The following is an 11,047-nucleotide window of genomic DNA, read 5'->3' on the forward strand; positions in this document are numbered from 1 at the left end:
GAATCTTCAATCTTTTTATTTTTCAAAATAAATATCATAGTGCTTTGAACAAGCTGGGTTGAAGGCACTGTGACAATTGGGACAAGCTTCTACATCTTGATACTCCTCAATTGTCATCTCATGCCTACAAACGCCACAGATAAGGACCTTGTCCTGCTTCAATTGACAAGGATAAGCTCGAAAGCTATGTTTCTCTAAGCAATCATGACACTGATAACAGGCATAATACTTCTGGCACTCGAAGCATTTTAGGGCAACTATATCTAGTGGAGAATGGTAGTGTTGACACCTACTCTGATCATCTACCAGGAGCCCATTGATTTGACTTGTCATTAGGCACGAACAGTTTTGCTTGAACCGTCTTTTTGGTAGAGGTTAATCAAACCTTCTTTAGTTGAACGAATCATGTCACCAGGTTTAACTTCTTGTGGCACGGTAATTGTAAGAAGTTCCATTGGGTTTGGTGCACGGTCAATCTTGTTACCATTGGCATCGTGAAGGTCTTTGATATCACACTCGAAATGACGGAAGCCTGGTCCGTAGAATTCAACGTGGTCACCTTCGAGGATAACGTTACGTTGACGGATAGTAGCTGTCATAGTTGCTGGATCAAAGTCTACGACTTCACCAACGAATTTGTATTGTGGAATCTTACGACGAGCTCCAAAGAGTTGTTCGTTTTCTGTTGGTGTCTTGTAGTAGAAACCTGTTGCCAATTCACGCTGGGCAACTTTCCAGAGTTCGTTAATCAAATCATCTTTGATGGCATAAAAGGCTTCTGCACTTTCCATGTAAGCGTCACAAGCAGCCTTGTAACAGTTGGCAACTGTTGATACGTAGTGGACAGATTTCATACGACCTTCGATTTTAAGGCTGTCAACACCATTGTCGATAAGGTCTGGGATATTTTCAATCATACACATGTCAACGGCTGACATAGAGTATTCTTCAGGAACTTCACCTTTGATACTCTTACGTTCTTGGCCGAATGGCATGTCGTAAAGGTCATATTTCCAACGACAAGACTGTGAACAACCACCACGGTTGGCATCACGGTCTGACATGTGGTTAGAAAGGGTACAGCGACCTGAGTATGAGATACACATAGCGCCATGGACAAAAGCCTCAATTTCAAGATCCGTACGCTTACGGATTTCAGCCAACTCTTCCATGGTAACCTCACGTGCCAAAACGACACGGGTCAAACCATACTCTTTCCAAAAATGGAAGGTTTCAACGTTTGTCGCAGATGCTTGTGTAGATAAGTGGATGTTAAGTCCTGGTGCGTAGGTTGAACAGATTTCAATCAAGGCTGGGTCAGATACGATAACAGCATCGAGTCCCATATCACGCAATTCACGGAACCACTCACCAGCACCTTTTTCATTTCCTTCATGGGTAACCATGTTTGATGCAACGTGCACATCAACGCCACGAGCGTGAGCATATTCGATACCTTCTCGAAGCTCATCCATGGTAAAGTTTCCGGCACGGCTACGCAAACCATAGGCTTGTCCACCAACGAAAACAGCATCTGCGCCGTAATTTACAGCGACTTTCAATTTTTCCAAAGTCCCAGCAGGTACCAGAACCTCTGGGCGTTTTTTAGTTGTAGTCATAATTTCTCCAATTTGCAAGATTGTCGATTTTAGTTTTTAGAAGGCTCCTTCGTTCCCTGAAAATGGAAAACTCTCAAACGAAGGAGGAAGGGTTTTTATTTTACACGGTCAGGTTCATAGTCGTAGAAACCTGTGTCCAAACCACGGTTGGCTGGGTGTAATTTATGAATAGCCTCATCAAAAAGGAAGGCTTGGTCTTGTGAAAATTCGCCAGCCTCGATGAGGTCACGAGCCTTCACAAAATACTCAGTGATTTTTACAAAGTTTTCACCTGGGCAATAAACGCCGTCCAACTTCCAGTGGTCAAAACCATGTTCAACGAGTTCTGAAAGTTTAGTCATCATATCCAAGTCATTGTTGGCAAAGATATGTGTCCCGTGCATATCTTCATAAACTGAGTAGTGAGAATCTGGATCTCCTGGCTCAGAAAGGAAGAGGTCACGTTCTTTGGTAACAGCTTCATCCGTTTTGATAAAGTTGTAGTAATTTTGAAGAAGCGGACGTTTTGAGTGGTGAATGATACTTGCACCATAAACCAAAACTTCAGCTGGAATTTGAAGATTTTCAGCCATGACGAAAAGTTCCGCAGACGGAATCTCACGAGCCAAAACAGCTTCAGAAGCTCCAGCTTGTTTGCCCCAGAAATTAATCTGACGGCTAGAGGTTACCATGGTTGAAGCATCATAAATCATTTTGAAGGGACGTTTGTCACGGTTACAGATGTAGAAAACTCCTGCATCACCAACCGTGATATAATCTGCCTTGATTTCTTCAAGAAAATCAAGGTAGTCTGGAAGAGCATCCATCATACCTTGGTGCATGAGGGCGTTAACGGCAACAGTCAATTCCTTGCCTGACTCATGTACCAGCTCTGCAATCTTTCGCATTTCTGCGAATGAAAAAGGCTTAGGCAAACGAAGGCCAAAGGCTTTTTCGCCGATATAAATACGATCTACGCCAAGTTCTAGGAGCTCACGTGCTTGCTCATAGCTCTCAGCAGTCGCTGTAATTACAATTTTTTCCATAACTCACATTATAGCACAAATGATTTGATTTTTTTAGAATTTTTAGGTTCAAAACTATGTATCTCAATATTTTAAATTAGTTTTTAAATACTATAATTTTCACAAAAATCAAAAAAAACTTTGCAATATAAATTTTTTATGGTATTATTAATGAGATTCTAAATAGTGAAATACTGACTAAGTATTTTAACCTACACGAAAAAGTGATTTAGATATTTTATATAGAAAGGAGGCAGACATGGCTGACAACTTACACCGTCAATTTGATCACATCGAAGATTTCGAGACTGAGCGTCTTCAAACGACGAATTACCAAGATTATCAAGGTTTAAATAGTAATAGTATTAAGCTACAAGATATGATTTTCTTTGGACGTATCTCAAGCTTCTGTGTTTCAACAGTCCTAGTTGCCTTCCTTTTCTTGGTAGCACAGGTGGCTACCTTCTGGGCCTTCTTCTGGGCAATTACCATCAGCGTCATTGGTCAGATAGGCATTTATGTCCTAATCGAATATTATAAAGCACAAAAACGCTGACTTTCGAGTCAACGTTTTTTTCGTACTAAAAAAAGCCTCAAGGGCTTTCTTTTTTATTTTGCTTCTGCTGCTTCTTCAGAGATGTCTTTGATATCAATCACGATGTCATCAACGATAGCTTTTGTTTCTGCTTCAACATCTGCTTGCTCAGGAGTTACTTGAGCTGTTTTTTCTTTGATGAGCTCAAAGCTCTCTTTTGCGAAGTCAGCAACCTGAGCTGTTTTTTCTTGAACGGCTTTTGTCAAATCATCTGCAGTGATGTCGCCATTTTCAAATTTTGTTTTATAGTCTTGGAAAGTATCGACTGCCAAATCTTTGTAGTCGCTAGCTTTTTCCACCACTTGATTTTGATAAGCTTTTGGATCTTCTTTGAATGAAGCGATTTCTTCATCAATACGTGCTTTAACAGCTTTACCTTTTTCAGTTGTAAAGAAGTAAGCTGCTGCAGCTCCAGAAGCTGCACCAATGATTAGGGTGTTTAAAAATTTACTCATGAAAAGACCTCCTTATTTTTTCTTGTCTTTTTTACCAAATAGTTTTGAAGCAACCTTACCGATAGCAAAGGCTGAACCTGCCTTACCGACACTTGCTCCTGCTGCACTTGCTTTAGCACCGAGGTAACGAGCTTCAGTATTCAAGTCAGAAACACTTTCTGAAAGCTCAGCTACTGCTACGAAGAGAGGATCGATGGTTTGAACTTTTTCATTAACATCTTCAACCAAGACGTTTGCCTTAGCCAAGATTTCATTTGTTTGATGAAGGGTTACATTAATATCTGTACGAAGCACAGCAACTGTTTCTTCAACTTCTTTAACCACATGACGGGTACGAAGTAGGGTAGGGATTAATGCAATGAGGAACGCAGCAAGTGCGATTGCGATAATAAGAAATGCAATTTCTGCCATAGTTTAGGACTCCTTTGACCTTTTTAAAAGGTCACTACAAGAAAACTGAAATAGATTCTTCAGTTTCCAGTAACCTTTGTTATGATAATTTTCATTATATTATAACAAAGTCTGAGCGGTATGACTAGTTTTTCATTTTATAATCTGCCTCTGGGCGTTGCTTTCGCAAATAGAGCAAGGTAGCACCTAAGATGATAATGGCGATGCTGACCCATTGAGAAACACGCAAGCCAGCAAACATGAGGCTATCCGTACGCATGCCTTCAATGACAAAACGTCCTAGACCATACCAGATAAGGTAAAATGAGGTCACATCTCCTTGACGCAGTTTCTTATTAAAGCGTCTTAGTCCTAGGATAATGATAAATCCGACCAAGTTCCAGAGACTTTCGTAAAGAAAGGTCGGTACACGATAACTACCATCAATATACATCTGTTGGCGAATAAATTCTGGGACATAATTCAGATGACTAACTGCTTTTCCGTAGGCCTCCTGGTTAATAAAGTTTCCCCAGCGACCGATACTCTGAGCAATCATAACGCCAGGTGCCGCGATATCTAGAAAATCCAAGACAGCAATGGCATGACGTTTAGCAAACCAATAGAGGACAGCTGCTCCAGCAATCAAGCCACCATAGATGGCAATCCCACCATTCCAAATCGCAAAAATTTCTGAAGGATTTTGACTGTAGTAAGCCCACTGGAAAATCACATAATAGAGCCTAGCACCAACAATGGCTATAGGAAAGGCAAGAAGAATAAAATCTAGGATGTTTTCAGGGTCGATTCCCTTTTCGGGAGCCCAACGCTGAGCCAGGTAAACGGCAAGTAAGAGACCAGATACGATACAGATGGCATACCAATGAATACTAATGGGGCCAAGTCTTAGAGCAATAGGGTCAATAGTAGCTAACATTAGTCTTCACCATTCTTACTAATGAGGTTAGTCAAACGTTCCTCAAAGGTTTTGGTTGCATCAAATCCCATTTGCTTAGCACGGTAGTTCATTGCTGCAGCTTCGATAACGACTGATACGTTACGGCCTGTCTTAACAGGAATGCGGACACGTGGAATCTTAACGCCTTGCAATTCAACTTCTTCGTTCCCATTTCCAAGACGATCAAAGACCTTACCGTCTTCAAAATTTTCTAGATAGATGGCCAACTGAACTTGAGATGAATTACGGACAGCACTGGCTCCATAAAGACTCATAACGTCAATGATACCAACCCCACGGATTTCAAGAAGATGGCGAAGAATTTCTGCAGGTTCTCCCCAGAGAGTTTCCTCATCTTTAGCATAGATATCCACACGGTCATCAGCGACTAGACGGTGCCCACGTTTCACCAACTCGAGCGCTGTCTCACTCTTACCGATTCCAGAGTCTCCTTGGATAAGAACACCCATCCCGTAGATATCTACCAAAACACCATGGACACTAGTTCGTTCAGCTAATTGTGAGTTAAGATACCAAGACATGTCCCCTGAAAGTGACGATGTGCCGTTTCGTCCTTGAAGAACTGCTACGCCATTTTCCTTAGCAGCTCGAAGCATCTCTTCCGGAATATTAAGACCACGCGCCACGATAACAGCTGGAGTTTCTTCTTTAAACATATTAGTAAAAACAGAATAACGGTTATTTTCAGTCATGGTTTTAAGGTAGGACCACTCCTTCATCCCAACCAACTGCAGTCGTTCCGGTGAATAATAGTCAAAATAACCTGTCATTTCTAAACCAGGACGAGAGATATCAGCAGTTGTTATCGGTTTTGCCAAAAGCTCCTTATTCCCATAGACAACCTTGAGTTTAAGCCTGTCAACCAACATTTTAACGGTTACTGTCATGTTATTTCCTCCGATTATTTACTAGTTTTATTGTATCATAAAAAGGTTTTCAATGCGGTTCTCAAAACAAAAAAGACCTGTGACAAGCACCAGGGCCAATCACAGGTCATATTAACAGTTACTTACCAGTTCCACTCGTCTTCGACAGGTTCAGCGTTTTTACGTTTGCGTCCATCCTTGAGTTTGATTTCGGGATAAATATCTTCTTTGTAAGGAAGGAGAAAGGCTAAAACCAAGTATAGAAAAATTCCAAACTGCGTTGAAACCATGAGAATAATAGCCAAGATACGAGCTAGAGCTAGGTCCCAGCCAAACTTATCTGCCAAACCTGCAACAACACCGGCGACGAGTCTATTTTTTCGTGTCTTATAAAAACGATTTGACATGGTCTTCTTCTCCCATCATTTCTTTGATTTAATTATATGATTTTTTTAAACTAAAAAAATCAGCCCTAGGACTGATTTAGAAAAATGAGCTTTCCTCGACACAAACCGCAGCCAAATTTCCGTGTATTGACACGGCGTTTGCGACGGTAAATACGACCACAGGATTGGCATTGATAGAGGTAGTAGTTCTCCTCTTGACCTTGCATCTTTGGAGCGTATCTAAGGCCATCGACCTTAGCTAGTAAGTCCTTGAAATCTCTATCCGCATGCTTGTAGCCCTTGCCCTGAAAATAGAGGTGATAATGACAGAGTTCGTGGCGGACGATTTTTCGAAAGGTTTCAAGACCATGTTCCTCATAGAGTTTTGGGTTAAAATCTAAATGACCATCCTTGGGAAAGAACCGACCTCCAGTGGTTCGGAGACGCTTGTTCCACAAGGCTTGATGCTTAAATTCCCAACCAAAATCTTCTATAGAAACAGTCTTAACATAATCAGTTAGATTCACGCGGATTCACCAAGGAGAGATTAAGTTTTTCATGCTCTAAGTCAACTTTTGATACCCACACGGTAACCAAGTCCCCAACAGAGACAACCTGACTTGGGTGGTTAACGAAGCTCTTACTCATCTCTGAGATGTGGATAAGACCATCCTCATGGACACCGATATCCACAAAGGCACCAAAGTCCACAACGTTACGGACCGTTCCTTCAAGTTTTTGTCCTACTGACAAATCTTTGAGTTCAAGAACATCCTGGCGAAGCACAGGTGCTTCAAAATCATCACGGAGGTCACGGCCTGGTTTCAAAAGGTCAGCAATGATATCTTTGAGGGTTTCCTGTCCAAGTCCCAGCTCTTCTGCTGTTTCTTTAAGATTAAGGGCCTTCAATTTTGCCTTGGCAGAGTCGTCCAAGTCTGTGATAGCCAACTTCTTGAAGAGGGCTTTTACCGCTGGGTAAGACTCTGGGTGGACCCCTGTATTATCCAAGATATTCTTGGCATTTGGAATACGAAGGAAACCTGCAGCTTGTTCGAAGGCCTTGGCACCAAGACGTGGGACCTTTTTGATTTCAGCACGCGATGCAATCTCACCATTCTCCTCACGGTAGGCGACGATATTTTCAGAGATGGTCTTGTTGAGTCCTGACACGTGTGACAAGAGGGTACTACTTGCCGTATTGACATTAACACCAACCTGGTTAACCACGGTATCGACGACGAAGTCAAGATTTTCAGAGAGTTTCTTCTGGCTAACATCATGCTGGTATTGGCCTACTCCGATTGATTTAGGGTCAATCTTAACCAACTCAGCCAATGGGTCTTGGAGACGACGGGCAATGGAAATAGCAGAGCGTTTTTCGACCGTTAAGTCTGGGAACTCATGACGGGCCAACTCTGAAGCAGAGTAAACAGAGGCACCACTTTCATTGACAATGACATATGAAGTCTCTGGAAAATCCTTGAGAACTTCTGCCACAAAAGCTTCACTTTCACGACTGGCTGTTCCATTACCAATAGCGATAATCTCAATGGCATGCTTTTTAATGAGGTCAGCCAAGTCTTTCTTAGCCTGTGCGATTTTAGCCTGACTAGCTGGAGCCACTGGATAGATAACTTGCGTTGTAATGAGTTTCCCTGTTTGGTCAACCACGGCCAACTTAGCCCCTGTACGAAAGGCAGGATCAAAACCAAGAACCATCTTACCTTTAAGTGGCGATACTAGAAGAAGGCTGCGAAGATTTTGAGAGAAAAGTTGAATCGCACCATCTTCTGCTGCTTCAGTCAACTCGCTACGGATACGACGCTCCATGGCTGGAATGATTTTCTTCTTGAGAGATTGGTTGATAACTTCTTCGATATAATCATTTTTTTGTTTGAAACGAGCACTGTAAAAACGGTGCATTTTCTCAAGATTGTGCTTAAAGGCCACCTTAATAACGCCTAGTTTCTCCCCACGGTTAAGGGCTAAGGTACGGTAACCTTGTAGTTTAGACACCTTGTCCTCAAAATCATAGTAGATTTTGAAAGTTTCTTTTTCATCCAAAGATTGATCCTTGAGGGTTGAAGTGATGTCACTGTTGTTCCAGATTTCGTTGTAGGTCCAAGAGCGTAAGCTATTGTCCTCAGAAAAGGCCTCAACCAAAATATCCACAGCACCAGCAAGAGCCTTATCAGCTGTTGGAAAGGCTTCAGATGTCAGCTTTTCAGCTTCAGACTTGAGGTTTGGACTATTTTGCAAGATAAGACGAGCCAAGGGGAAAAGACCTGCTTCACGGGCAACCGTCGCTTTAGTGCGGCGTTTTTCCTTATAGGGAAGGTAGAGCTCTTCCACATCTGCCAGTTTTTCAGCAGCTTCAATAGCTGCCTTGAGTTGGTCGGTCAATTTGCCCTGAGCCTCAATCTTGGCCAGAACTGTTTCCTTACGGTCTTGAAGAGCAGTCAAGGACTTGTCCATATCAATGATGGCCTTGATTTGCGTTTCATCCAGATTGCCTGTTTTTTCCTTACGGTAACGGGCGATAAAGGGGATGGTATTGCCTTCTGCGGTCAATTCCAAAACAGTTTCAACTTGTTGTTTTTTTAGGCCCAATTCCTGAGCCAAAGTCTCTAAATTACGATTTTCCATAAGTTCTATTATACCACGAGAGGAGATTTGCTTGGGCAGAAAACCTTGTAGCTGAAGCGAGAATTTTTAAGCAAGAGGTAGTATAATAGAAAAGTAAACCTATTGTTAGGGGCTATTTCTTTCGGAAAATAGATGCATCCTCCTAGAAGCAGAGCTTCTTCGTCTGATGCCCTCTTTTCTGTCAGAAATAACGCCCTTAGTATCTTAATTAACTCGGAGGCTTTTTATGGCAGTTATTCAGAAAAAAACAAATGAACTTGAAAGCATGATGGCATCTTTTGCGGCTATCCCTGATTTTGAAAAGGCGGGAACTGATCCTAAGAAAGACAAACGTCTTCAAGAAGATAAGAAGAAATAATTTTTATGGCTATTTTTCATCAACTACCAGATAGCGTTCTGCAGCTTCTGGCAGTTTTTCTATCGATTATTATTGAAGCCTTACCCTTCGTTTTGCTGGGAAGTATCCTGTCTGGCTTTATCGAGGTCTTTGTGACTCCTGAAAAGGTCCAAAACTTCCTTCCTAAAAACAAGGTCCTGGCTATTCTCTTTGGAACCCTGATTGGTTTTATTTTCCCTTCTTGTGAGTGTGGGATTGTTCCAATTATCACGCGCTTTTTAGAGAAAAAAGTGCCTAGCTACACGGCTATTCCTTTCATGGCAACTGCTCCTATCATTAATCCAGTTGTTCTCTTTGCGACATACACAGCCTTTGGGAACTCTTGGTACTACGTAATTTTACGTTTCGTCGGGGCTTTCTTGATTGCCATGATTTTGGGAATTTTACTGGGCTTTGTGGTGGATGACCAGATTCTCAAGGACAACCGTAAGGTTAGTCATGTGCACGACTATAGTGGTTTGTCAGCTGGTAAGAAAGTCTTTCAAGCTCTGGTTCATGCGGTTGACGAGTTCTTCGACACTGGGCGTTACTTGATTTTCGGGAGCTTGGTGGCTGCAAGTATGCAGACCTACCTACCAACCCGAATCCTCACAACCATCGGTCATAATTCAGTGACAGCTATCCTGATCATGATGCTCTTGGCCTTCATCCTCTCGCTTTGTTCAGAGGCCGATGCCTTTATCGGGGCTTCGCTGCTCTCTAGTTTCGGAGTGGCACCAACGGTTGCCTTTCTCATCATTGGTCCTATGGTTGATATCAAGAACTTGATTATGATGAAACACCAGTTTAAGACACGCTTTGTCGGTCTCTTTGTAGGAACTGCTAGTCTGGTGACAATCATTTACTGTCTGCTATTGGGGGTGATTTAATGTTACGTTTTCTCATCTTATCTGGGTATTTTGAGCTGGTCATGTACTTGCAAGTTTCTGGCAAGCTCAACCAGTACATTAACATCCACTACTCCTACTTGGCCTACATTTCCATGGTGCTGTCCTTTATCCTTGCTGTGGTTCAACTCATCGTTTGGATGAAGCAGATGAAGGTTCACTCACATTTGTCAGGTCGAGTAGCCAAGGTAGCCAGCATCGTTCTCTTGGCCTTTCCAGTCCTCACGGGGCTCTTGGTGCCAACAGTAACCTTGGATGCCAATACCGTGTCAGCTAAGGGCTATCATTTTCCACTGGCGGCAGGGAGCGATCCTAATCAGGCCGACCAAGAGGGAACGACTATCCAGTACTTGAAGCCAGACACCAGCTCCTACTTCACCTCCTCAGCTTATGAGAAGGAAATGACCAGAGAGCTCGCCAAGTACAAGGGACGTGAGACCATCCAGATTACCACGGAAAATTACATGGAAGTCATGGAGCTCATCTACCTCTATCCTAACGATTTCGTAGGCAAGAAGGTCACCTATACCGGCTTTGTTTACAATGACCCACAAACCAAGGGTTATCAGTTCATCTTCCGTTTCGGAATTATCCACTGTATCGCCGATTCAGGTGTTTACGGACTGGCGACGACAGGAAGTGACCAAACCTTTAAGGACAATACCTGGGTGAAAGTCACTGGTACCATCACTGTGGATTACTATCAAAATCTCAAACAGAGCCTTCCTATCCTTAATTTGACTGAGGTCAAAGAGGTCGGACAGCCTGACAACCCTTATGTTTATCGCGTATTTTAAAAAGCCAAGTTCAGTTGAACTGGCTT

At 42.5% G+C, this 11,047-nt stretch carries 14 protein-coding genes; 4 read left to right on the forward strand and 10 right to left on the reverse strand.

The genetic code is table 11. From position 1 onward, the window contains the following. Positions 1 to 15: 15 nt before the first annotated feature. From HMPREF2607_RS10200 to HMPREF2607_RS06760, 3 genes are all read right to left on the reverse strand, one after another. Positions 16 to 333, reverse strand: a complete 318-nt coding sequence (locus tag HMPREF2607_RS10200; protein ID WP_014634209.1) for a CHY zinc finger protein — start codon at positions 331 to 333, stop codon at positions 16 to 18. After that, positions 333 to 1,619, reverse strand: coding sequence for a peptidase U32 family protein (locus HMPREF2607_RS06755; protein WP_002885971.1), 1,287 nt, complete (start codon positions 1,617 to 1,619; stop codon positions 333 to 335). The genes HMPREF2607_RS10200 and HMPREF2607_RS06755 overlap by 1 nt, the downstream gene beginning before the upstream one ends. 95 nt (positions 1,620 to 1,714) lie before the next feature. Continuing rightward, positions 1,715 to 2,644 (reverse strand): peptidase U32 family protein, encoded by a 930-nt coding sequence (locus HMPREF2607_RS06760; protein WP_002890572.1) that lies wholly within the window; start codon positions 2,642 to 2,644, stop codon positions 1,715 to 1,717. Between the two features lie 238 nt (positions 2,645 to 2,882). Here HMPREF2607_RS06760 and HMPREF2607_RS06765 point away from each other — a divergent pair, with 238 nt between their 5' ends. Continuing rightward, positions 2,883 to 3,179 carry a DUF3270 domain-containing protein gene (locus tag HMPREF2607_RS06765; protein ID WP_060971548.1) on the forward strand — a complete coding sequence of 99 codons (297 nt, stop codon included), beginning with the start codon at positions 2,883 to 2,885 and terminating at the stop codon, positions 3,177 to 3,179. Positions 3,180 to 3,232: 53 nt separating this feature from the next. Here the strand turns inward: HMPREF2607_RS06765 and HMPREF2607_RS06770 are convergent, their stop codons facing one another. The 7 genes from HMPREF2607_RS06770 to HMPREF2607_RS06800 all read right to left on the reverse strand — a co-directional run bounded on the left by HMPREF2607_RS06770 (position 3,233) and on the right by HMPREF2607_RS06800 (position 8,940). Continuing rightward, complete coding sequence (locus tag HMPREF2607_RS06770) at positions 3,233 to 3,673, reverse strand: YtxH domain-containing protein (protein ID WP_002885903.1); 441 nt, start codon at positions 3,671 to 3,673, stop codon at positions 3,233 to 3,235. Positions 3,674 to 3,685: 12 nt separating this feature from the next. After that, positions 3,686 to 4,084 carry a DUF948 domain-containing protein gene (locus HMPREF2607_RS06775; RefSeq protein ID WP_002885965.1) on the reverse strand — a complete coding sequence of 133 codons (399 nt, stop codon included), beginning with the start codon at positions 4,082 to 4,084 and terminating at the stop codon, positions 3,686 to 3,688. Positions 4,085 to 4,208: 124 nt separating this feature from the next. Continuing rightward, positions 4,209 to 5,000, reverse strand: a complete 792-nt coding sequence (gene lgt, locus HMPREF2607_RS06780) for a prolipoprotein diacylglyceryl transferase (RefSeq protein WP_070476425.1) — start codon at positions 4,998 to 5,000, stop codon at positions 4,209 to 4,211. Further along, positions 5,000 to 5,929, reverse strand: a complete 930-nt coding sequence (gene hprK, locus HMPREF2607_RS06785; protein ID WP_037603912.1) for an HPr(Ser) kinase/phosphatase — start codon at positions 5,927 to 5,929, stop codon at positions 5,000 to 5,002. Before hprK ends, lgt begins: the two co-directional genes overlap by 1 nt. Positions 5,930 to 6,051: 122 nt before the next feature. Then, positions 6,052 to 6,315 (reverse strand): PspC domain-containing protein, encoded by a 264-nt coding sequence (locus tag HMPREF2607_RS06790; RefSeq protein WP_002885986.1) that lies wholly within the window; start codon positions 6,313 to 6,315, stop codon positions 6,052 to 6,054. Between the two features lie 65 nt (positions 6,316 to 6,380). Then, positions 6,381 to 6,821, reverse strand: coding sequence for a SprT family protein (locus tag HMPREF2607_RS06795; RefSeq protein WP_048674383.1), 441 nt, complete (start codon positions 6,819 to 6,821; stop codon positions 6,381 to 6,383). Beyond that, on the reverse strand, positions 6,808 to 8,940 hold the full coding sequence (locus HMPREF2607_RS06800; protein WP_064520515.1) for a Tex family protein: 2,133 nt from the start codon (positions 8,938 to 8,940) through the stop codon (positions 6,808 to 6,810). Before HMPREF2607_RS06800 ends, HMPREF2607_RS06795 begins: the two co-directional genes overlap by 14 nt. 226 nt (positions 8,941 to 9,166) lie before the next feature. On the opposite strand from HMPREF2607_RS06800, the gene HMPREF2607_RS10635 reads away from it, so the two are divergent. Genes HMPREF2607_RS10635 through HMPREF2607_RS06810 form a run of 3 tightly spaced genes read left to right on the forward strand, consistent with a single transcriptional unit; the run spans position 9,167 to position 11,021 of the window. Then, a complete protein-coding gene (locus HMPREF2607_RS10635) occupies positions 9,167 to 9,298 on the forward strand; it encodes an SPJ_0845 family protein (protein WP_002885949.1) in 132 nt (43 codons plus the stop codon). 5 nt (positions 9,299 to 9,303) lie between these two features. Beyond that, entirely contained in the window at positions 9,304 to 10,206 is a 903-nt protein-coding gene (locus HMPREF2607_RS06805) for a permease (RefSeq protein WP_070476427.1), read from the forward strand. Continuing rightward, positions 10,206 to 11,021, forward strand: a complete 816-nt coding sequence (locus HMPREF2607_RS06810; protein ID WP_003093491.1) for a TIGR03943 family putative permease subunit — start codon at positions 10,206 to 10,208, stop codon at positions 11,019 to 11,021. Before HMPREF2607_RS06805 ends, HMPREF2607_RS06810 begins: the two co-directional genes overlap by 1 nt. The last annotated feature ends 26 nt before the right edge of the window (positions 11,022 to 11,047 follow it).

The sequence above is a fragment of the Streptococcus sp. HMSC078H03 genome, from assembly GCF_001808655.1.
Lineage (GTDB): Bacteria > Bacillota > Bacilli > Lactobacillales > Streptococcaceae > Streptococcus > Streptococcus salivarius_G.

What these genes read in the sequence shown, in the direction of transcription:
- HMPREF2607_RS10200 (WP_014634209.1), bottom strand. Translation starts at nt 333, where the DNA reads ATGACAAGTCAAATCAATGGGCTCCTGGTAGATGATCAGAGTAGGTGT.
- HMPREF2607_RS06755 (WP_002885971.1), bottom strand. Translation starts at nt 1,619, where the DNA reads ATGACTACAACTAAAAAACGCCCAGAGGTTCTGGTACCTGCTGGGACT.
- lgt (WP_070476425.1), bottom strand. Translation starts at nt 5,000, where the DNA reads ATGTTAGCTACTATTGACCCTATTGCTCTAAGACTTGGCCCCATTAGT.
- HMPREF2607_RS06760 (WP_002890572.1), bottom strand. Translation starts at nt 2,644, where the DNA reads ATGGAAAAAATTGTAATTACAGCGACTGCTGAGAGCTATGAGCAAGCA.
- HMPREF2607_RS10635 (WP_002885949.1), top strand. Translation starts at nt 9,167, where the DNA reads ATGGCAGTTATTCAGAAAAAAACAAATGAACTTGAAAGCATGATGGCA.
- HMPREF2607_RS06805 (WP_070476427.1), top strand. Translation starts at nt 9,304, where the DNA reads ATGGCTATTTTTCATCAACTACCAGATAGCGTTCTGCAGCTTCTGGCA.
- hprK (WP_037603912.1), bottom strand. Translation starts at nt 5,929, where the DNA reads ATGACAGTAACCGTTAAAATGTTGGTTGACAGGCTTAAACTCAAGGTT.
- HMPREF2607_RS06800 (WP_064520515.1), bottom strand. Translation starts at nt 8,940, where the DNA reads ATGGAAAATCGTAATTTAGAGACTTTGGCTCAGGAATTGGGCCTAAAA.
- HMPREF2607_RS06770 (WP_002885903.1), bottom strand. Translation starts at nt 3,673, where the DNA reads ATGAGTAAATTTTTAAACACCCTAATCATTGGTGCAGCTTCTGGAGCT.
- HMPREF2607_RS06790 (WP_002885986.1), bottom strand. Translation starts at nt 6,315, where the DNA reads ATGTCAAATCGTTTTTATAAGACACGAAAAAATAGACTCGTCGCCGGT.
- HMPREF2607_RS06810 (WP_003093491.1), top strand. Translation starts at nt 10,206, where the DNA reads ATGTTACGTTTTCTCATCTTATCTGGGTATTTTGAGCTGGTCATGTAC.
- HMPREF2607_RS06765 (WP_060971548.1), top strand. Translation starts at nt 2,883, where the DNA reads ATGGCTGACAACTTACACCGTCAATTTGATCACATCGAAGATTTCGAG.
- HMPREF2607_RS06775 (WP_002885965.1), bottom strand. Translation starts at nt 4,084, where the DNA reads ATGGCAGAAATTGCATTTCTTATTATCGCAATCGCACTTGCTGCGTTC.